Annotated in this window: 19 protein-coding genes; all 19 read left to right on the forward strand. The window is 34.7% G+C overall.

The genetic code is table 11. From position 1 onward, the window contains the following. The first annotated feature begins 1 nt into the window (after position 1). The 19 genes from BO53_RS0110520 to BO53_RS0110615 all read left to right on the forward strand — a co-directional run bounded on the left by BO53_RS0110520 (position 2) and on the right by BO53_RS0110615 (position 20,568). A complete protein-coding gene (locus BO53_RS0110520) occupies positions 2 to 823 on the forward strand; it encodes a formyltransferase family protein (protein ID WP_037342163.1) in 822 nt (273 codons plus the stop codon). Further along, positions 804 to 1,436: a sugar transferase gene (locus BO53_RS0110525; RefSeq protein WP_245608233.1), complete on the forward strand. Its 633-nt coding sequence runs from the start codon at positions 804 to 806 to the stop codon at positions 1,434 to 1,436. The genes BO53_RS0110520 and BO53_RS0110525 overlap by 20 nt, the downstream gene beginning before the upstream one ends. 30 nt (positions 1,437 to 1,466) lie before the next feature. Then, positions 1,467 to 2,327, forward strand: a complete 861-nt coding sequence (locus tag BO53_RS0110530) for an NAD-dependent epimerase/dehydratase family protein (RefSeq protein WP_031547977.1) — start codon at positions 1,467 to 1,469, stop codon at positions 2,325 to 2,327. 11 nt (positions 2,328 to 2,338) lie between these two features. Continuing rightward, complete coding sequence (locus BO53_RS0110535) at positions 2,339 to 3,562, forward strand: glycosyltransferase family 4 protein (RefSeq protein WP_031547979.1); 1,224 nt, start codon at positions 2,339 to 2,341, stop codon at positions 3,560 to 3,562. Next, positions 3,563 to 4,585: a polysaccharide biosynthesis protein gene (locus tag BO53_RS0110540; protein ID WP_031547981.1), complete on the forward strand. Its 1,023-nt coding sequence runs from the start codon at positions 3,563 to 3,565 to the stop codon at positions 4,583 to 4,585. It abuts the gene before it with no gap. Beyond that, positions 4,582 to 5,691 carry a capsular polysaccharide biosynthesis protein CapF gene (locus BO53_RS0110545; RefSeq protein ID WP_031547984.1) on the forward strand — a complete coding sequence of 370 codons (1,110 nt, stop codon included), beginning with the start codon at positions 4,582 to 4,584 and terminating at the stop codon, positions 5,689 to 5,691. The genes BO53_RS0110540 and BO53_RS0110545 overlap by 4 nt, the downstream gene beginning before the upstream one ends. A 2-nt stretch (positions 5,692 to 5,693) precedes the next feature. Then, entirely contained in the window at positions 5,694 to 6,821 is a 1,128-nt protein-coding gene (gene wecB / locus BO53_RS0110550; protein ID WP_031547986.1) for a non-hydrolyzing UDP-N-acetylglucosamine 2-epimerase, read from the forward strand. Beyond that, on the forward strand, positions 6,821 to 8,197 hold the full coding sequence (locus BO53_RS0110555) for a nucleotide sugar dehydrogenase (protein WP_031547988.1): 1,377 nt from the start codon (positions 6,821 to 6,823) through the stop codon (positions 8,195 to 8,197). Before wecB ends, BO53_RS0110555 begins: the two co-directional genes overlap by 1 nt. A gap of 37 nt (positions 8,198 to 8,234) precedes the next feature. Then, positions 8,235 to 9,401, forward strand: coding sequence for a glycosyltransferase family 4 protein (locus BO53_RS0110560; RefSeq protein ID WP_051683097.1), 1,167 nt, complete (start codon positions 8,235 to 8,237; stop codon positions 9,399 to 9,401). 20 nt (positions 9,402 to 9,421) lie between these two features. Then, a complete protein-coding gene (locus tag BO53_RS0110565) occupies positions 9,422 to 10,267 on the forward strand; it encodes a glycosyltransferase family 2 protein (protein WP_031547992.1) in 846 nt (281 codons plus the stop codon). Between the two features lie 95 nt (positions 10,268 to 10,362). Further along, the gene (locus BO53_RS0110570; protein WP_031547994.1) at positions 10,363 to 11,514 is read left to right on the forward strand and encodes a glycosyltransferase family 4 protein; all 1,152 of its coding nucleotides are present in this window, start codon (positions 10,363 to 10,365) and stop codon (positions 11,512 to 11,514) included. A 75-nt stretch (positions 11,515 to 11,589) separates the two neighbouring features. Continuing rightward, positions 11,590 to 13,125, forward strand: coding sequence for an oligosaccharide flippase family protein (locus BO53_RS0110575; RefSeq protein WP_051683098.1), 1,536 nt, complete (start codon positions 11,590 to 11,592; stop codon positions 13,123 to 13,125). A gap of 167 nt (positions 13,126 to 13,292) precedes the next feature. After that, positions 13,293 to 14,252, forward strand: a complete 960-nt coding sequence (locus tag BO53_RS0110580) for an IS30 family transposase (RefSeq protein ID WP_031547998.1) — start codon at positions 13,293 to 13,295, stop codon at positions 14,250 to 14,252. A gap of 38 nt (positions 14,253 to 14,290) precedes the next feature. Further along, the gene (locus BO53_RS0110585; protein ID WP_031548000.1) at positions 14,291 to 15,538 is read left to right on the forward strand and encodes an O-antigen ligase family protein; all 1,248 of its coding nucleotides are present in this window, start codon (positions 14,291 to 14,293) and stop codon (positions 15,536 to 15,538) included. A 188-nt stretch (positions 15,539 to 15,726) separates the two neighbouring features. Beyond that, a complete protein-coding gene (galU, locus tag BO53_RS0110590) occupies positions 15,727 to 16,608 on the forward strand; it encodes a UTP--glucose-1-phosphate uridylyltransferase GalU (protein ID WP_031548002.1) in 882 nt (293 codons plus the stop codon). Positions 16,609 to 17,233: 625 nt separating this feature from the next. Then, entirely contained in the window at positions 17,234 to 18,205 is a 972-nt protein-coding gene (locus tag BO53_RS0110600; RefSeq protein ID WP_031548007.1) for a polysaccharide deacetylase family protein, read from the forward strand. Next, on the forward strand, positions 18,205 to 18,972 hold the full coding sequence (locus BO53_RS0110605) for a formyl transferase (RefSeq protein WP_031548009.1): 768 nt from the start codon (positions 18,205 to 18,207) through the stop codon (positions 18,970 to 18,972). The genes BO53_RS0110600 and BO53_RS0110605 overlap by 1 nt, the downstream gene beginning before the upstream one ends. Positions 18,973 to 19,064: 92 nt before the next feature. Continuing rightward, the gene (locus BO53_RS0110610) at positions 19,065 to 19,649 is read left to right on the forward strand and encodes a sugar transferase (protein ID WP_051683099.1); all 585 of its coding nucleotides are present in this window, start codon (positions 19,065 to 19,067) and stop codon (positions 19,647 to 19,649) included. 13 nt (positions 19,650 to 19,662) lie between these two features. Then, positions 19,663 to 20,568: a methionyl-tRNA formyltransferase gene (locus BO53_RS0110615; protein ID WP_031548013.1), complete on the forward strand. Its 906-nt coding sequence runs from the start codon at positions 19,663 to 19,665 to the stop codon at positions 20,566 to 20,568. Positions 20,569 to 20,574 lie beyond the last annotated feature (6 nt).

Here is a 20,574-nt window from a genome sequence, read left to right on the forward strand (position 1 = left end):
AATGAAGAAAACGGCTTTTGTAACATGCGTACAGCTTGGATTAAGTTGTATAGAAGAAATTTACAATATAGGTGGAAAGCTTGACTTACTGATTACACTCGAAGACGATTTGGACGTTGATAAATCCGGTAGAATTTACTTGGATGATATAGCAGCTAAACAAGATGTGCCCTTATTAAAAATAAAGAACATAAACGACAAAGTAGTGAGAGAAACATTAAAAGAGTATGAGATTGATTGGTTATTTATCATAGGTTGGTCCCAAATAGCAAAAAACCCGCTGTTGGATACTCCAAAACTTGGCAGCATTGGAATGCATCCGACGCTTTTACCGCAAGGTCGGGGGAGAGCTGCGATTCCATGGGCGATAATAAAAGGATTGGATAAAACCGGCGTAACAATGTTTAAGCTCGATGAAGGTGTTGATACAGGTGAAATCATTGATCAAAAAGAAATATTTATTGATGAAGACACGACAGCTACTACGTTGTACGAAAGAATAAACGCTCTACATACAGAACTTATCGTAGATAATTGGAATGACATCGTAAATAACAAAATAGAATTAATCGAACAAAACGATGAAAAAGCGACTGTTTGGCCTAGTAGAAGACCGTCGGATGGTGAAATTACTTCGGACATGACAATGGACGAAGCAGAAAGGTTAGTACGTGCGACCACTCGGCCATACCCAGGCGCGTTTTATAAAAACGGCAATGTTATTTACAAAATATGGTCTGCAAAAAAGAATGATGTAAAAGGTTATATAAAGCTGAAAGACGGGTACCTTGAGCTGCTTAGTTATGAAAGAGAGGAAGGTTAAAAATATGTCTCGAGAGAAACAATTAAAGGTTAAAAGGCTAATTGATGTGATGTTCTCGCTCTTTATTATTATTCCTTTCTTGCCAATATGGATTTTAATCGCCATAGTAATAAAGTTAACATCAAAAGGACCAATACTCTTTCTCCAGGATAGACCAGGGAAAAACAAGTCAATTTTTAAAATCTTTAAGTTTAGAACTATGAAGCCAGGATCTGAAAAAATGATTAAAGGTGTGGAAGTGATGAAAGATGATGATAGAATAACTTCTATTGGAAAATTTCTAAGAAGAACAAAAATAGATGAAATTCCACAAGTAGTGAATGTCCTAAAGGGAGATATGAGCCTTGTTGGCCCTAGGCCTGAAAGAGTTAATTCATTGAAAGATTATGACAAAGAAATTTCAAAAAGGCTTCGTATGAGGCCAGGGATGACAGGATTGGCTCAAGTAAACGGAAATATTTATCTTACACTGGAAGATAGATATAAGTTGGATGTCTATTATGTAGAAAACTTCAGTCTTAAACTCGATGCAATAATTTTATTTAAAACATTTGGCGTTGTGCTATTTGGAGAAGACAGTTTCGTTGAAAGAAATGGTTCTACAAAATCTTAAAGATGTTTCTTCAATTAAGGAGTTCTATTAATGAATAAAATTTTAATCACAGGAGAAAATGGTTACATAAGTCAATCTTTGAAATCGTGGATTATGAAAAAAAGCTCGGAGTATCATATTGATCTGATAAGCTTAAGAAACGATGACTGGAAAAACTATGATTTTAGTTCTTACGATTCTATAGTACACACTGTAGGTATTGCTCACGTAGACTCAAATCCAGACGAAAAAATGAGAGAAACCTACTATAAAGTAAATAGAGATTTAGCAATTGAAGTTGGTAAAAAAGCCAAGGAAGAAGGAGTCTCTCAATTTATTTTTTTAAGTAGTATAATTGTTTACGGCAATCACAATTCATATATTTCAAAGGAGACTTCCCCAGAACCTGAAAATTTTTACGGTAACAGCAAATTAGAAGCAGAAAAAGGAATCAGTGTACTTGAAGATAAAGATTTTATAGTAGCTATAGTAAGGCTTCCTATGGTATACGGAAAAGGTTCAAAAGGTAATTACCCCTTGTTAGCAAAGATGGCTAGGCTAACCCCAGTTTTTCCAAAAGTGAATAATAAAAGAAGTATGATTCATATAGACAACTTATGTGAATTTTTATATTTATTAATAAGGAAAAACGATAGAGGTTTATATCATCCTCAAAATGAGGAATACGTCAATACTTCGATCTTGGTGAAAGAAATATCCAAAACACATAATAGACCTTTAGTTCTGACTGGTGTGTTTAACTCTTTAATTAAATTTGCTCAATCTAAGTCAATGCTTTTTCAAAAGGTTTTTGGGGATTTAGTGTATGACCAGAGTCTAAGTGAGTATTCCGACAAATATAATATTAGAAGCTTTGAAGAATCAATAAGAATAACTGAGAATAAGGAATAAGGTGATAAAGATTGGAGAAACATATATTAGTCGTTAGTCAATACTTTTATCCAGAACAGTTCAGGATTAACGACATTGTAAAAGAATGGACTGAGAGGGGATATAAAGTCACTGTGTTAACAGGTATCCCTAATTATCCTCAAGGAAGCTTTTATAAAGGCTATGGACTCTTCAAAAGACAAAGGGAAAGTTACGAAGGTGCGGATGTGATAAGAATTCCTATTTTCCCAAGAGGAAAAAATGCAATCATGCTTTCATTAAACTATCTTTCCTTTGTATTCTCTGGGTATATTTGGAAGATTTTTACAAAACTAAAAGTAGATTATGTGTTTATATTTGAAGTTTCTCCTATGACTCAGGCTTTACCAGCAATAGCTTATGCCAAAAAGAAGAAGATTCCATCATATATTTATGTACAAGACTTATGGCCAGAAAACTTTGAAATGTTGTCTGGGATTAAAAATAAGCAAATAATTAAAATTATAGGCTTAATGGTAGATTATATATATAAAAACTCCGCAAAAATCTTTACGACCTCTAAAAGTTTTATGGAAAGTATACGTCAACGAGGTGTACCGAATAATAAGGTAGTTTATTGGCCTCAATACGCTGAAGACTTCTATCAGCCAATTAGTAATAGTAAGAACGAAAATATTGATGAGAGCAAATTTAATTTTATATTTACTGGTAATGTAGGACTTTCTCAAGGATTGGATATATTAGTTGACCTTGTTAGAACTTTAGAAGATGAAAGGAACCATAATAAAATAGTATTTAATATAGTTGGTGATGGTAGGTACAAAGATGAACTAATAGAGAAAATAAGAAACTATAAAGTAGAGAAGTTCTTTAATTTTATTCCTAAACAACCTCCTGAAGCTATACCTTTTTTATTATCATCAAGCGATGTAGCATTTTTATCCTTAAACCCCGATCCATTGTTTGATAAAACTATACCTGCAAAACTGCAATCATATATGTCATGTGGAATGCCAATATTAGCCTCTTCAAATGGAGAAACTAACAGAATAATTGACGAAGCAAAGGCTGGTTATCATGCTCCTGCTGGAGACATACAAGCATTAAAGAAACAAGTATTAAAGTTTGTTAATATTCCGTCAGAGAAGCTAGAGAAGTTAAGTGAAAACTCTTTAAAATATGCTCAAGAGAATTTTAATAAGAAAAAACTTATGAACGAAATTGAAACTTACTTCGAAGTTGGAGATGAAGAATAAATGTTTGAAAACAAAGTACTACTTATAACTGGAGGCACAGGATCATTCGGTAACGCCGTATTGGATAGATTCTTGGATACTGAGGTGAAAGAGATAAGGATTTTTTCACGGGATGAAAAGAAACAGGATGATATGAGAAAAAAATACAAAAATGAGAAGGTCAAGTTTTATTTGGGTGATGTTAGAGATAAAGAAAGCGTAAAAAATTCCATGTATGGAGTAGATTATGTTTTCCATGCTGCAGCCTTGAAACAAGTTCCATCATGTGAGTTTTTCCCTATGGAGGCTGTCAAGACTAACATTATTGGAACAGAAAATGTATTGGAAGCAGCGATTGAAAGAAAGGTTGAAAAAGTAATATGTTTATCTACAGATAAAGCCGCCTATCCAATTAATGCAATGGGTATTTCGAAAGCTATGATGGAGAAAGTATTCGTAGCAAAGTCAAAAACTGTAGATCCTGAAGACACTCTGATATGTGGGACAAGGTATGGCAATGTAATGGCCTCACGAGGCTCAGTGATTCCCTTATTTATACAACAAATTAAAGATGGACAAGATATTACAGTCACTGACCCAGAAATGACTCGTTTCTTGATGAGCTTGGAGGAAGCAGTTGAATTAGTAGTCTTTGCTTTTGAAAACGCAGAAGCAGGGGATATTATGGTCCAAAAAGCACCGGCTTCTACCATTAAAGATTTAGCTCAGGCTATAAAAGAATTATTCAGTGCGGACAATGAAATAAAAATCATAGGAACACGCCATGGAGAGAAACTTTATGAAACTCTTTTAACAAGAGAAGAACATGTGGTTTCAAAAGATATGACAAATTTTTATAGAGTTCCAGCAGATGCAAGAGATTTGAATTACGATAAATATTTTGTTCAAGGAGATGAGAAACTCTCTACTGAAGAAGAATATAATTCACATAATACTGTCAGACTTAATGTTGAACAAATTAAAGAGAAACTCTTAGCACTGGATTATGTTCTAGAAGAACTGAAAGGGTGGAATCAGCCATGAATATACTAGTTACTGGAGCAAACGGTTTTATAGGTAAAAACCTCATAGCTGATCTTAACTACTCAACTGATTATAAGGTTTTCAAAGTTACCCGTGATACAACAGATGCTGAGTTGGAAGGCTACTGCGAAAAGGCAGACTTTGTATATCACTTGGCTGGGGTAAATCGACCAAGTGATGAATCAGAATTCATGAAAGGGAATTATGAGTTTACGAAAAAGTTTTTGAAAAAACTAAAAGAGAAAAAAAGTAAAGCTCCAATACTTATCTCTTCTTCCACACAAGCTGAGAAATATAATCCATATGGAGAAAGTAAAAGAGCGGGAGAAGAGTTAGTATTTAAATATAAAGAAGAAACAGGAAACAATGTGTTCGTTTATAGACTTCCTAATGTTTTTGGTAAATGGAGCAAACCGAATTACAATAGTGTTGTAGCAACTTTCTGCCATAATATTGCAAATGGCCTACCCATTACAGTGAATGATGAATCAGTTAACCTGAAACTTGTATACATAGATGATGTAGTAAAAGAATTTAAAAGTACTCTTACTCATGATAAAAATATACCCAATAGATTCTGTGAAGTGAATCCAGTTCATGAAGTTAAACTCGGCAAAATTGTAGAACTAATATACAGTTTCAAAAAAAGCAGGGAAAAAAGAACCATTCCAGATATGAACGACTCATTTACAAAGAAATTATATAGTACGTATTTAAGTTATCTTCCAGAAAACCAATTTAATTATGACTTAAAAATGAATTTAGATGAACGGGGTTCCTTCACAGAGTTCATAAAGACAGTAGATCGAGGCCAAGTATCTGTGAATGTTTCGAAACCAGGTGTTACAAAAGGGAACCATTGGCATCACTCCAAGAATGAAAAATTTCTAGTGGTTTCAGGCGAAGGAGTAATTCGTTTCAGAAAGATAGGTAGTAATGAACTTATAGAATACTATGTGAGCGAAGAAAACTTTGAGGTAGTGGATATACCAACAGGTTATACTCATAATATAGAGAACCTTGGAGAAAAAGACATGGTTACTGTCATGTGGGCTAACGAGATTTTTGATCCGGAAAACGCAGATACATATTTTGAGGAGGTATAAAAATGAAAAAGCTGAAAGTCATGACTGTAGTGGGAACAAGACCTGAAATAATAAGGTTATCGGCTGTTATAAATAGACTAGAAGAGTCTGAAGCAATCAATCATGTACTTGTGCACACAGGTCAAAATTACGATTATGAATTAAATGAAGTATTTTTTAAGGATTTTAATCTAAGAAAGCCCGATTACTTTTTAAGTGCTGCTACTGGTACAGCAGTAGAGACCATAGGTAACATTCTTGTCAAAATCGATCCGATTATGGAAGAGGTTCAACCTGATGCTTTTCTTGTACTAGGGGATACCAACAGTTGCTTATGTGCAATAGCAGCAAAAAGAAGAAAAATACCGATTTTTCATATGGAAGCTGGGAACAGGTGTTTCGACCAAAGAGTTCCAGAAGAAACAAACAGAAAAATCGTTGATCATACCGCTGATATAAATTTAACTTATAGCAATATTGCAAGAGAATATCTTCTAAAAGAAGGTTTCCCAGCAGATCAAGTAATAAAAACAGGCAGTCCTATGTTCGAGGTGCTTAATTCAAAAAAACTTGATATCGAAGAGTCGGATATCATAAATCGGTTAAATCTTAAAAATAATAATTATTTTGTTGTTTCTGCACATAGAGAAGAGAATATAAGTTCTGGGAAAAATTTCATGATATTGGTATCTAGTTTGAATGCTATAGCAGAAAAGTATAAACTACCAATTATTTTAACTGCCCATCCGCGAACAATGAAAAAAATAAATGCAGAGAATATTAAATTTAATGCCTTAGTAAAAACTATAAGACCATTAGGTTTTAATGACTATATAAAATTACAAAAAGAAGCCAAAGCTGTTTTGAGTGATAGTGGAACTATAAGTGAAGAATCTTCCATTTTAGGTTTAAGAGCATTAAATATAAGGGAAAGTCATGAAAGGCCAGAAGCGATGGAAGAAGCTACAGTAATGATGGTAGGAGTAGACAAAGAAAGAATTTTACAAGGTTTAAGGGTTATAGAGGGACAAGGAAATGGTGATTTAAAAATTGTTGATGATTATAAGATAGATAATGTATCTGAGAAGGTAATACGCATAATTTTATCTTATACGAACTATATTAAACAAAAAGTATGGAGAGAAAGCTAATGAATTTATATGAAAAAATAAAAGCAAAAGAAGAAAAAATATCAGTTGTTGGTTTAGGATATGTTGGAATGCCTTTGGCAGTATCTTTTGCTAAATTAACTTCTGTAATAGGATTCGATATATCTCAAGAAAAAGTTCAAAAATATATAGATGGTTTTGATGTTACTAATGAAGTTGGTAATGAAGCAATTCGAAATACAACAGTAAATTTTACAGCTGATGAAAATAAACTTAAAGAATGTAAATTTCATATAGTAGCAGTGCCAACACCAATTAATCAAGATAAAACTCCTAATTTGACTCCTGTAATAGAAGCAACAAAATTAGTGGCTAGAAATATGACAAAAGGATCGGTAATTGTATTTGAATCTACAGTTTATCCAGGAGTGACTGAAGAAATATGTATTCCAGTATTGGAGAATGAATCTGGATTAAAATATTTAAAAGATTTTAAAGTGGGCTATTCTCCTGAAAGAATAAATCCAGGAGATAAAGTACATAAACTAGAGAGTATAGTAAAAGTAGTTTCTGGGAGTGACGAAGAAACACTAGAAACGATTGCCCAAATATATGAATTAATTATCGAAGCTGGTGTTCATAGAGCTGAAAGTATTAAAGTAGCTGAAGCTGCTAAAGTCATAGAAAATTCGCAAAGAGACATAAACATAGCATTTATGAATGAATTATCTATTGTTTTCAATGAAATGGGAATAGACACTAAATCAGTTTTAGAAGCTGCAAGCACTAAGTGGAATTTTTTGAATTTTTCACCAGGGTTGGTCGGTGGACACTGTATTGGAGTAGATCCATATTATTTTATTTATAAAGCTGAGGAGCTAGGCTATCACTCTCAAATTATCTTGTCAGGAAGAAAAATTAATGATGACATGGGTAAACATGTAGCAGATAATTTAATAAAAAGAATGATAAAAGCAAATATAAACATCAAAAATGCACGAGTAGGTATACTTGGAATAGCATTTAAAGAGAATTGCCCAGATGTTAGAAATACTAAGGTAACTGATGTTATAGAAGAACTAGAAGAATACGGGGTAAATACAATAGTTGTGGATCCACTTGTGGATTCTCAAGAAGTGAATAAAGAATATGGAATAAATTTAGCAAGATTCGAAGAAGTAAGCGACTTAGATGCTGTTATATTGGCGGTGCCGCATAGCTATTTTACTGAGATGAATCTAGTTGATTTAAAATCACTTTATAGAACTCCAATCGCTACTGCTGTCCATACAACAACCCCAAGTCTTTTTCATGAAAATAAAAATTTTACAGAAAATTCACTAGTCCTCGCTGATTTGAAGGGGGTCTTCAGTAAGAACGAGGCAGAAAATTTAGGTTATTCTTATTGGAGATTGTAAATTAATAGGTTTACTTGAAGGAGTCGATAAGCTGATTATGAATAAAAAAATTAAAGTGTTAACTTTTAATGGAACCTATTTACCAGGGTATAAAGCAGGTGGACCAATTAGAAGCATCGCGAACATGACAGAAAGGTTAAGAGAAGAATTTACATTTTATATAATCACAAAAGATAGAGATTTCAATGAAAATGTACCGTATAAAAATATAAAAATAGATGATTGGAATAAAATAAGAGAAGAATTTGTTTATTATCATTCTCCGCGTAAAGATAACCTTAGCAATATAATGAAACTGATTAAAGATTATGATTTTGACATTGTGTATCTCAATGGTTTTTTCTCATCCTACACTCTAAAGTATTTGCTTTTAAGAAGAATGAAATTAATTGATAAATACCCTACAATTATTTTACCAAGAGGAGATTTATCCACTAGTGCGCTAAAACTCAAAAGTTTCAAGAAGAAATTCTTTATAGGAGTTGCAAAAATTCTTGGGCTATACAGTGGATTAGTATGGCAAGCCACCAGCGAACATGAAGCAAGAGATATTAAAAAAAATTTCAAAAGTGATATTAGAGTAGTTAATGTAGGTAATCTATCTTCAATTCCGATAAGTTCAGAAGTTAGTAAAAGAGAGCAAAAAAAGACAGGTTGTCTTAAAATAGTTTTTCTTTCGAGAATAACTAAAATGAAAAATTTAAAATATGCGTTAAAAGTACTGGGTGATTTGAAAGAAAACATAGAATTCAATATATACGGTCCTGTCTCTGATAAACAATATTGGAAAGAATGTATGAAATTAATTGAGGACTTCCCTCAGAATATTAATGTGAATTACCATGGTAGTATTAATAATAATGAAGTTAATAGTACTATGAAAGAAAATCACGCGTTATTTTTACCCACTTTAGGAGAAAACTATGGACATGTAATTGTTGAAGCTCTATTGGCCGAAATACCTATATTAATAAGTGACAATACCCCTTGGCGAAATTTAGAGGACTATAATGTGGGATGGGACATCAGTTTAGATCAACCCGAAGAATTTCAGAATAAAATCCGTTATCTTGCTAGTTTAGATGAGGATGAATATTCTTCTTTCAGAAAAAATACTAGAATATATATAGATAAATATATTGATACAGAGGAAAAAATTAATGATGTTAAAGAGTTATTCTTTAGCACAATTTATAAAATATAGTTTTGGAACTGAGGTGCAATATGATTAGTGTACTTATATTAACTTATAATGAAGAGAGAAATATAAGACAATGTTTGGAAAGTCTAAAAGGATTTACTGAAGATATATATGTATTAGATTCTCATAGCAATGATGACACTGTTAATATTGCTAAGGAGTTTTTACCTTCAGAAAACATTAAATATAGAACTTTTGACAACTATAGTAAACAAAGAAATTGGGCTTTAAAAAATATTTCTTATAAATACGAATGGTTGCTTATGCTTGATGCTGATGAAATATTGACAGAAGAAGTTAAGAGCTCTATTAATTCTAATATTAATGATCCCAAAAATGTAGATGTAGTTGGTTTTATAGGAAGGTATAGAATGTACTTCCTTAATAAGCGTTTGAGATATAACTTGTGGCCATTTAAAAAGAAAATATTATTTAGGCATAAAGATGTAAAATTTGAAAGAGATATTAATGAGTATGTTGAAGTAATTAATGAGTCCAGAGTTAAGTGGAAAACTTTAGACGGCTTTCTTGTGCATAAGGACAATAAATCGATGCATGATCATATTGCTAAACATAACCATTATAGTACTATGGAGGCATTTAGAATAATAGAAGAAAGAAAAGAACCCATACAACTAAAGGAAATAACTAAAATTACTGAGGTTAAGAAAATTTTTTATAGATTACCGCTTAGAAATCTAGTTTATTTTTTGTATTTGTATATATACAGGTTAGGTTTTTTAGATGGTTTAACTGGACTGAGGTTTGTGTTAACTAGAGTGAATTATCAATTTGACATAAATATTAAAATAAGAGAAATAATGAATGGTGATATTGAAAGGGAACAATATATATCATTCAAAAAATAACATAATTTTATAGAATGAATTGTTTATTAAAATATACAAACAATTATTTATTTAAAAGACATTGTACAGCAATTTTAAAATAAGGAGTATAATTCATGAATATATTGCATTTATGTCTTTGTGGACCAGTAACTGATAATTGGAATTATCAAGATAATTTGTTATCAAAATACCATAGAAAGTTAGGTAATTCAGTAACTATTATCACCTCTCAATGGATTAGGGATTCAAAAGGAGGATTTATTAAAAGTTCTAAAAGGAACTACTATAATGAAGATGATGTCCAAATGATAAGACTTCCTATAAAAAGAAATAAAAATTTAAGTTATAAATTCAAATCGTATAAAAACTTATCTAAATCTATAGAGTCAGTTAACCCTGACGTACTCTTTATTCATGGATGTCAATTTATTGATTTGAGACATATAGTAAAATACTTAAAGAAGAACCCTGAAGTAAGAGTTTATCTAGATAATCATGCAGATTTTTTAAATAGTGGACAAAGTTTCCTATCGAGAATTTTTTTACATAGAATACTATGGAGAAGTAATTTGAAAAAAATCGAACCATTTGTTAAAAAATTTTACGGTGTTCTTCCTGCGAGAGTTAACTTTTTAATTGAAATGTATGAAGCACCTAAAGAAAAAGTAGAATTGCTAGTGATGGGAGCAGATGATGAGAAAGTAAAAGAAGCCAAGAATACAGACATCGTCAAAACCAAAAATAAATATGGGATAAAAACAGATGATTTTTTAATCGCTACTGGAGGTAAGATAAATCGGCATAAAACAGAAGTTTTATCTTTAATGAAAGCTGTAAATGACTTAAATAATCCTAATATTAAACTCATTGTGTTTGGTTCTGTTGATGTTCATCTTAAGGGTGAATTTAATGAGATGTTGGGTGATAATGTAAAGTATGTAGGTTGGATCAGTTCTGAAGAAACCTATAAATTTATGAATATTTGTGATTTAGCCATTTTTCCTGGTTTACATTCTGTATTGTGGGAGCAAGCAGTAGGATTAGGAAAACCTTGTATTTTTAAATATATTGAAGGATTCACTCATATTGATTTAAAAGGAAATTGTGATTTTCTATATAACGATTCAATAGAAGAAATGAAACAAAAAATAATAAGTATCTATTATTCGCCTGAAAAGCTGAAAAGGATGCAAGATGTTGCATCAGTAAAAGGTCAGGAGTTATTCTCCTATAGAAACATTGCTAGACAAAGCTTATACTCCTAAGAAAATTTCTTAACAAAAATACTTAAATAGAAACGTTAATAGGTAGCTAACTTTTTTAAGGATAGTGTGATTCATTTGGGAAATATTGAAAATGAAAGTTCAAAGCAAATTAGATTAGGAGCGTTAATTTCTTATGTAGGTATTTTACTGAACATTGTAGCTGGTTTGTTATATACACCTTGGATGATTAGCCAAATAGGACAAACAAATTTTGGTTTATATACTTTAGCTATCTCACTCATTAGTATCTTTTTAATTGATTTTGGGTTAGGTGCTGCAGTCTCCAAGTTTGTATCAAAATATGTCTCACTTAAAGATTTTAAAAGCGTAGATAATATGTTAGGTATTACATATAAAATCTATATTATTATTGATTTTGTTTTATTGGCTTCGTTAATAATAGTCTTCTTTAATTTAGATATTATATACAGTGAATTAACACTCGCTGAATTAGAAAGATTTGAAACAGTATATATTATAGTAGCAGGATTCAGCATAGTATCATTTCCATTTATAACTTTTAATGGGATACTGACTGCCTATGAGAAATTCATGCAAATTAAAATGTGCGATTTGATACAAAAATTATTATCTATTCTATTAATTGTTATAGCCTTGCTTAATGGATATGGGTTATATGCATTAGTACTGGCCAATGCATTCAGTGGAATAGTAGTTATAATAATTAAATATATTATTATTAAGCGTGCTACAACGATTAATGTGAATTTTAAATATAATAACAAAAAAATGCTTAAAGAAATATTTAGTTTTTCTGTTTGGTCTACCGTAGTGAGTATTTCACAACGTTTAATATTTAATATCACGCCATCTATATTGGGAGCAGTTTCTGGATCAGTTAGTATTGCTCTGTTTGGTATTGCTAGTGCATTAGAAGGTTATATTTATACCATTGCTAGCGCTCTTAATGGCTTGTTTTTACCAAAAGTTACACGTCTTATTTCACGCGAAAATTCATCTGAAAATTTATTGAAATTAATGATTAAAGTTGGAAGAATACAACTTTTAATCATTGGACTCATTATAATTGGATTTATAGTTTTAGGAAGAGAATTTATAATATTATGGGTTGGTAATGAATATATATTGTCATTTTACAGTGCTATTCTACTTATCATTCCTAGCATAGTTTACTTACCTCAACAAATAGGAAACACTGCTATTATAGCTTTAAATAAAATTAAATTACAAGCACATGTATTCATTATTATGTCAGTAACTAATCTCATGCTATCACTCGTTCTTTCATATTTTTGGGGTGTCTTAGGAGCGTCCATAGCAATTTTTATTTCTTACACCATTCGTAATTTGGGTATGAATATTATTTACCACAAGATTTTGAATTTAAATATGGTGATATATTTTAAAGAGTGCCATTTTAAATTGAGCTTTCCAATGTTGTTAACTCTACTATTAGGTTTATGTATGAATTTGCTTTTCCCCCAAATTAGTTGGGGTTATTTTATAGTTAAGGGTTCTTGTGTAGTATTAATATATTTTATTATTATGTGGCTGATTGGAATGAACTCATATGAAAAGACACTTATTATAAATATAATGAAAAAAGCATTTTCAAAATTTGTTGTGTAATCATATATAATATTTATTGTGTATATTTCTCATATCAAAGTAATAAAAATGTATAACAATAAATTTATATATCGCCGATTGTAAAATTAAGCTAGACACATAAAAAGGTCACACATGATACACTCAAAATGGTTTTCCGACAAAAGAAATCATAGGAGTGATCATGCATGACCTACACCCATATTACCACGGATGAATTAGTATTCATAGAAGCCTATTTCCAACACGGAACTACCGTGGCTCAGATTGCGAAACGGCTCGGACGTGCCCAGCAGACTATCCACAATGTCATCACGCATTTCAAGGCCGGGCACACCGCCATCGACTACTATCAGCGCTATAAAGAAAATAAGAAGCGATGTGATAGAAAACAGAGTGTCTTGCCGACCAGTCAACAGAAATACATCGAAGAGAAGGTCGCTCAGGGCTGGACACCGGATGTGATCGTCGGCCGGCAGGAGATGCCAATTGACTGCTCGGGTCGCACGCTGTATCGGATGTTCAAACGGGAAACCTTTGATGCGGCCAAGCTGCCAATGCAGGGCAAGCGAAAACCGAATGGCCATCAGGAACGCCGGGGCAGACAAGCCTTCAGGCGTAATATCTCTGAAAGAGTGGATGACTATCCCACTTTCAATGAAGAGTTCGGCCACCTCGAAGGCGACACCATTGTCGGTGTCCGTCACAAGAGTGCGGTCATCACGCTGGTTGAGCGTCTGTCAAAAGCCATCATCACATTAAAACCCAAAGGCAGAACCGCACTGGATATTGAGTCTGCCATTAATACATGGTGTCAAAAGATGCCTAGAAACCTATTCAAATCCATCACCTTCGATTGTGGCAAGGAGTTCTCCAACTGGCAGTCGATGAGCAATCGAAATGATCTATCCGTATACTTTGCCGATCCGGGCACACCATCACAGCGGGGATTAAACGAACATTCCAACGGCTTGCTCAGAAAGGATGGCCTGCCTAAAGATATGGATTTCAACACGGTCGACCAAGCTTTTATCTCATCGGTTGCCGCCAGAAGGAACCATATCCCAAGAAAATCATTGAACTATCGTACACCATTGGAAGTCTTTTTGGGTTACATGGGTGAGAAAGAACTGTCTAGCTTATTTTGACAAACGAAATATTATTAATATAGTAAGGAGGCGGTGATTTGAACAATAAAAATTTTATAAATAGAGATAAACCATCTATAGTTGGTCTCGAATTTATTTTGATTTATATAGCTTTAATTCTTTATACAATTAACTTTATGGGTATGGGAGACTTCATTCCTCTATTCCTATTTCCATATATATTATTGTCAATAACGAAAGTTTCATTTAATAAATCATTTTTATTAATAGTCGGTTTATTAATAAGCTTTAGTCTTTTATATTCGTTGGCCATTTATTATTACAATTTTGCATCTCCTCTTAGTATTTTAGGCAAACTTATATATCCGATCATGTTTTTATTGTTAGGGTATAATATTGTAAGTTTGAAATATGACATGAAATATAAAATTATAAGACACTTCTTATTAATTTTTATTATTTCCTTGTCTTCTTATGGCATTATTTCCCTTATAAATACTTTACAAATTTATGGAAATATAGAAGGGGTATTTTCTGCGCTTGGAGGGAGAGTAGCAGTTGATTTCTGGAATGGTAATCTTATCTCTGCTACTTCTTTAAACAGCTTTTTATCTTTGGGATTAGCATTGCTACCCATCTTATTTCTCTCAGTTAAAAAAAATGAAGTTTCTCTTTTTATGAAGTTATTGGTCATGATTGTGTTCACGCTCTCTCTATATGCTAGTTTACAAGTCAGTAGTAGAACTGGTGTCCTAATAATAGGAGTGTCTATTATTTTTCATCTTTTCTATATAGAGAAATTAACAAAAAGAAAGGTGAGAAGATTTACTTATTTCATCATTTCTATAGGGGCTTTGATTTTTCTCTATAGTTTAAATTTTTTTAACATAAAATCTGAAATCACAAATAGTTATATATATGAGAGGCTAGTAACTACGGATTTAAGAAATGATTCTAGAATTAATGCATGGGGAGAAGCTTTTAATGGCTTGTTTACCTATCCTCTAGGAGGACGTGAAGCGACTTTAAGTTTGAATTATGCCCACAATATATGGCTTGATATAGGATATGATACTGGAATTATCCCTACAATATTATTCGTTATACTATCTTTTCTAGTTACTGTAGAACTAATTAAATTTATCAGGACAGACCATCCAATTCTGCTGAAATCTTTGGTTTTATGTATGTCGAGTGCTTTTTTAGTAATCTTTTTATTAGAGCCTGTACTTCAAGGCCTAGGTGTATATTTTACAATATTTTGTTTTTTAATTGGGGCAGTCACTAAAGTCAATCATTTAAGCAAATCAAAAAACATATGCTGACATAAAAAATACTTAATTATTTTTAGGCTTTTATTATGAACTTAGTTATAAATACGTTTATTTCCATTATAAAACTTAAAGATTTATTAATGTTAATTTAACTCGCATAAGAAGCTAACCATACATCTCAACACATAATAATTTATATAAACTTCATTTTATATAATTTCATGAAAGGTGATAAACTAATGACGAAAATTACTAAGGCTATTATTCCAGCCGCTGGTCTCGGAACTAGATTTTTACCTGCTACTAAAGCAATGCCGAAAGAAATGCTTCCAATTTTAGATAAACCTACCATTCAATATATTGTAGAAGAAGCAGTGGCTGCAGGTATCGAAGATATAATTATAGTAACTGGCAAGCATAAGAGGGCAATAGAAGATCATTTTGATAATCAAGTTGAACTGGAATTAAATTTACATGAGAAGAATAAGACAGAGTTGCTTGAGAAAGTTGAACATGCTACCGATTTGGCCAACATTTTCTATGTAAGACAGAAGAACCCTAAAGGTCTCGGTCACGCCATACATACTGCTAAGCAATTTATAGGTGATGAACCTTTTGCAGTGCTACTTGGTGACGACATTGTTGAGAGTGACACACCTGGAATCAAGCAACTTATGAATGTATATGATGAAAATGAGGGACCAGTAATCGGTGTGAAAACAGTGCCTGAAAGTGATATTTCCAGATATGGTATTGTTGAATACTCTAATCATAATGATAAAGTCTATGAATTGACTAATCTTTATGAGAAGCCAGGACCGGGTGTGACTAGTTCTCAATTAGCAATAATGGGAAGATATGTCTTAACTCCCGATGTCTTCGATGAACTGGAAAAAGGCCGCATTGGGGCAGGCGGAGAAATACACTTGACTGATGCCCTGCAGTCTCTGAATAATAATCGTACAGTATACGCATATGATTTCGATGGAGAGAGATACGATGTAGGGGACAAAACAGGGTTTGTAACTACAACTTTGGAGTATGCTCTCAAGTCCTCTATGAAAGAGGATTTATTGGATTACATGGAAAACACTTTAAAGAAACATAGAGTTTACAAATAAATAAATTTATCATGAGAAAAAGATTCCTAGATTTAAGTTTTTGAGTTATTAATCATCCTATAGTCGCTAATATTTATCATAATTTCAAATAGTAATAACTATTATCTATACCTCTTCTTTCTAAAATAAAATTTTGAAAGAAGAGGTTTTTCTATGTAAATCAGAAAATATAATGTTAGAATATTACAAAAAATAAAAATTCATGTTATATTGGTTTATAACATTATAGTTTTACACCTTGATATCAACAAAAGAGACGAGAGATAAATCGTTAATCGCTTTAGTGAATCAATGACACCACGCCACCCAATCATCTGCGCGCAGTTTGATTGGGTGTTTTCTGTAGGAAGGGATGCTGTTCCATCATTAAAGGGGGTGGTTAAAAATGACATACAGTGGGTGATTTTAAGGTACAGACTCATGTATTGGGGTGCATGAAAGACAACAGGGTAGGAAAGCATGAATTTATTAGAGAACAGACTAGGATCTGCTTCGAGGGCTCAAAGGATCAGAGTAAGCTTCAAGGTAAGGAACAAAGGAGAATGGAAAAACAGTCGAGTATAACGATTGGAAAGGAAGAGTGGGGAATAAAGAAGCTTATATAAAAATTGAATAGAGGTGTCATATGAAGAACGGTACGTTTATCATCTCGCTTGATTTCGAATTGTATTGGGGATATTTAGCGATAACAGACTACAACAAGGAATTCGAACGGTTCTACCAGGTGCGGGATCTTGCCTCAAAGATGATCAGGGTCTTCGATGAGAATGAAATCAAGGTCAGCTGGTCCACAGTGGGTTTTCTGATGCTTGATGATTCGAAACGGTTGAATGCGCTCATTCCACATATAGACAAGCCGGAATACAAGAGGCGGGAACTGGATAACTATTTCAACTTCACTCATGTGATTGAAGAGGATAATTTTCGCGAGGGGGTCTTCTTTGCAAGTGAGTTAGTAGAGGAGTTGAAGAACAGCAAATACCAGACCATCGGTACCCATAGTTTTTCACACTATTACTGCTTGGAGGATGGACAGACGGTCCGAGAGTTTGCGGATGATCTCAGGATGGCGAAGGAGATTGCGGATGAAAAGGGGATTGAAATGCGGAGCATCGTGTTCCCAAGGAATCAGTTCGATCGTGACTACCTGAATCTGTTGAAGGAATACGGTATCGATATCTACAGGGGGACGCCGGACCATCTCATATTCAGACCGAGAAGGCATGATAACTATTTCATCCGGGGGATGCGACTGGTGGACACGTACTTGAACATTACGGGCAACCAAACACATGATCATCCTTCTCCCTATGAGGAACTGTTTGACATAAAGGCGAGCCGCTTCCTCAAGCCTCAGAATGGGACGCCTCGGGTACTGCGGTCCCTACAGCTGCGGAGAATCAAAAACGAAATGACTGCAGCTGCAAAGAACAACCATTACTACCACCTCTGGTGGCATCCGCATAATTTTTCTGTATCCCCGGAGGAGAATTTCCGATTTTTAGACGAAATCATCGATCATTTCAAAGTATTGGAAAGGAAATACGGTTTCAGTTCCGAAAGCATGGAATCCTATGTGGAGAAGGTGAGAGCTTAATGAAAAGAATAATGATGATCTGTACTTTGGGGGTCACTTCCAACTACGTATATAATAATGTGACCAAAGCGTTTCCCATCGATGAGGTGGTTGCTGTAGAGAAAATGACCAGGATTATGCTGTTGAAGAAGAGGATAAAGCGGTTGGGTCTGCCGAAGGCAACAGGTCAAGTCATTTTTTCATTATACTCCAAAGCTTTCTTGAAAAAGGAAGCAGAAGAAAGAATCCAGACCATACAGAAGATGTATGGTTTGGATGATACTGATATACCGGAAGACAGGATAAGATTCATCCATTCGGTAAATTCGAAGGATATGAAGGACAGGATCAGGGAAGTTGATCCCGATCTGATCATCATCAATGGCACACCGATAATTAAAGACGAGATTTTAAGTGTCACAGACGCCAAGTTTGTGAACATCCACGTCGGCATCACTCCGAAATATAGAGGGGTGTATGGGGGATATTGGGCGCTCTACAACAATGAGGCGGAACTTGCAGGTGTCACAACGCATTTCGTGGATGCAGGCATAGATACAGGAGAGGTACTTGATCAGAAAGTGATCGAAGTGACCGAGGAGGACAACTTTATGACCTATCCGCATCTGCAGGAGGCATATGCCCTGATGGATTATAACAGGATCATCGGGTCCATTTTGGATGATAATTTTGAAGTGAAACAGCCTATGACGCAGGAAAGCACACTCTGGTACCATCCAACAATCTTCAGTTACCTCTACGGAAGAGTAATAAAGAAGGTCAAATAGAAAATAACGCTCAGAAGCAAAAATTTTTACAAATTTAATTCAGAATATTGTGTGATTTATAAAGGGGATTTTTGTGAAAGAAGGGGGTAAATTTGCTTAAAATCAAAAGAGCTTTTGATTTTATCATCAGTGCATTTTGTCTACTCGTCCTCCTGCCGCTATTGGTCATTACAGGGGGCATGATCAAAATCACGATGCCTGGCCCACTGTTCTTCAGACAGAAACGGGTGGGACTGCACCACAAAGTATTCGAAATATACAAGTTCCGCAGCATGAAGGTGGACGAATCAGCGGAAAAGAATTTCGATTTCGACAAGGACGAGGAGCGGCTGACGGTATTCGGGAAGGTCATCCGGCGCCTCAAAATCGATGAATTGCCCCAGCTGCTGAATGTATTGAAAGGGGATATGAGCCTTGTGGGGCCCCGTCCGACGATCGAGGAGCAGACGAAGGAATATGACGCGTACCAGCGCCAGCGTCTGGAAATGCGTCCCGGCATGACAGGGCTGGCTCAGGTGAACGGGAATACGCATCTCTCATGGGAGGAGCGCATTGAGTATGATGTTGCGTATGTGAAGCACTATTCCCTATGGCTCGATGTGAAGATTCTTCTGAAAACGGTACTAATCGTCCTGTTTGGCGAGGGCAGCTTTAAAAGGAATCCGAAACGAACGTAAAGGGGTTGGGGTTATGGAACGTGTCAAAACGATCCTCATCGGATCGGTCCAGTCGAGCAAAATTGTGTTGGATGGTATGGTGGCGCATGACTATCCACCGGATATGGTGTTTGCGCTGGACAAGGAGTATTCGAAAAATGTCTCGGGATATGTAGATCTTTCAGTCATTGCGGAGGATAATGACATTCCGTGCACGACATTCAAAAACATCAATGACCAGGCGGTCGTCGAGGAAATCCGTGCGATTGCGCCGGATTACATCTTCGTCGTGGGGATTTCCCAATTCATCAAAAGTGGCATCATTGGCATAGCCAGGAAAGGCGTCATCGGATACCACCCGACGGCCCTGCCGAAATACAGGGGGAGGGCGGCACTGCCCTGGCTGGTGCTCCTCGGGGAGAAGGAATCGAAGGCTTCTTTGTTCTTCATCGATGAAGGGATGGACTCGGGCGACATCGTCGATCAGGAGAGGTATCTGATTGGAGAAGGGGACTATGCAGAAGATGTCTATCATGCTTCGAATGAAGCCCTTGGACGGATGCTCGGACGTGTACTCGAACAGGTGAAGCATGATGCAGTGGAGGCGACGCCCCAGAATCATGAGCAGGCGACCTACCTTCTCAAGCGTACGCCGGAAGATGGACAGATCGACTGGAGTGCGTCCGCTGACGAGGTACATAGGCTGATCCGTGCGACTTCAAGGCCGTATCCCGGTGCCTTTTCCCACTACAGGGACCAAAAGGTCATCATATGGCGGGCGAGTGTGCATCCGAACGCACGCTATATCGGCATACCAGGCCAGATTATCCAGTCCGATTCCATGTCGATCGATGTCCTGTGCACGGATGGCATACTGCGTATTGAGGACTATGAAGTGGACGGCGATGTCAAATTCACAGACGGAAACAAATTCAAATAAATGGAG

It is taken from the genome of Salinicoccus luteus DSM 17002 (genome assembly GCF_000712035.1).
GTDB classification, from domain to species: Bacteria; Bacillota; Bacilli; order Staphylococcales; family Salinicoccaceae; genus Salinicoccus; species Salinicoccus luteus.

Bases quoted from the DNA above. Each gene is read 5' to 3' on its own strand.
- BO53_RS0110615 (WP_031548013.1), top strand. From the start codon at position 19,663: ATGGAACGTGTCAAAACGATCCTCATCGGATCGGTCCAGTCGAGCAAA.
- BO53_RS0110565 (WP_031547992.1), top strand. From the start codon at position 9,422: ATGATTAGTGTACTTATATTAACTTATAATGAAGAGAGAAATATAAGA.
- galU (WP_031548002.1), top strand. From the start codon at position 15,727: ATGACGAAAATTACTAAGGCTATTATTCCAGCCGCTGGTCTCGGAACT.
- BO53_RS0110545 (WP_031547984.1), top strand. From the start codon at position 4,582: ATGAATATACTAGTTACTGGAGCAAACGGTTTTATAGGTAAAAACCTC.
- BO53_RS0110580 (WP_031547998.1), top strand. From the start codon at position 13,293: ATGACCTACACCCATATTACCACGGATGAATTAGTATTCATAGAAGCC.
- BO53_RS0110570 (WP_031547994.1), top strand. From the start codon at position 10,363: ATGAATATATTGCATTTATGTCTTTGTGGACCAGTAACTGATAATTGG.
- BO53_RS0110520 (WP_037342163.1), top strand. From the start codon at position 2: ATGAAGAAAACGGCTTTTGTAACATGCGTACAGCTTGGATTAAGTTGT.
- BO53_RS0110540 (WP_031547981.1), top strand. From the start codon at position 3,563: ATGTTTGAAAACAAAGTACTACTTATAACTGGAGGCACAGGATCATTC.
- BO53_RS0110605 (WP_031548009.1), top strand. From the start codon at position 18,205: ATGAAAAGAATAATGATGATCTGTACTTTGGGGGTCACTTCCAACTAC.
- BO53_RS0110525 (WP_245608233.1), top strand. From the start codon at position 804: ATGAAAGAGAGGAAGGTTAAAAATATGTCTCGAGAGAAACAATTAAAG.
- BO53_RS0110530 (WP_031547977.1), top strand. From the start codon at position 1,467: ATGAATAAAATTTTAATCACAGGAGAAAATGGTTACATAAGTCAATCT.
- BO53_RS0110560 (WP_051683097.1), top strand. From the start codon at position 8,235: ATGAATAAAAAAATTAAAGTGTTAACTTTTAATGGAACCTATTTACCA.
- wecB (WP_031547986.1), top strand. From the start codon at position 5,694: ATGAAAAAGCTGAAAGTCATGACTGTAGTGGGAACAAGACCTGAAATA.
- BO53_RS0110555 (WP_031547988.1), top strand. From the start codon at position 6,821: ATGAATTTATATGAAAAAATAAAAGCAAAAGAAGAAAAAATATCAGTT.
- BO53_RS0110600 (WP_031548007.1), top strand. From the start codon at position 17,234: ATGAAGAACGGTACGTTTATCATCTCGCTTGATTTCGAATTGTATTGG.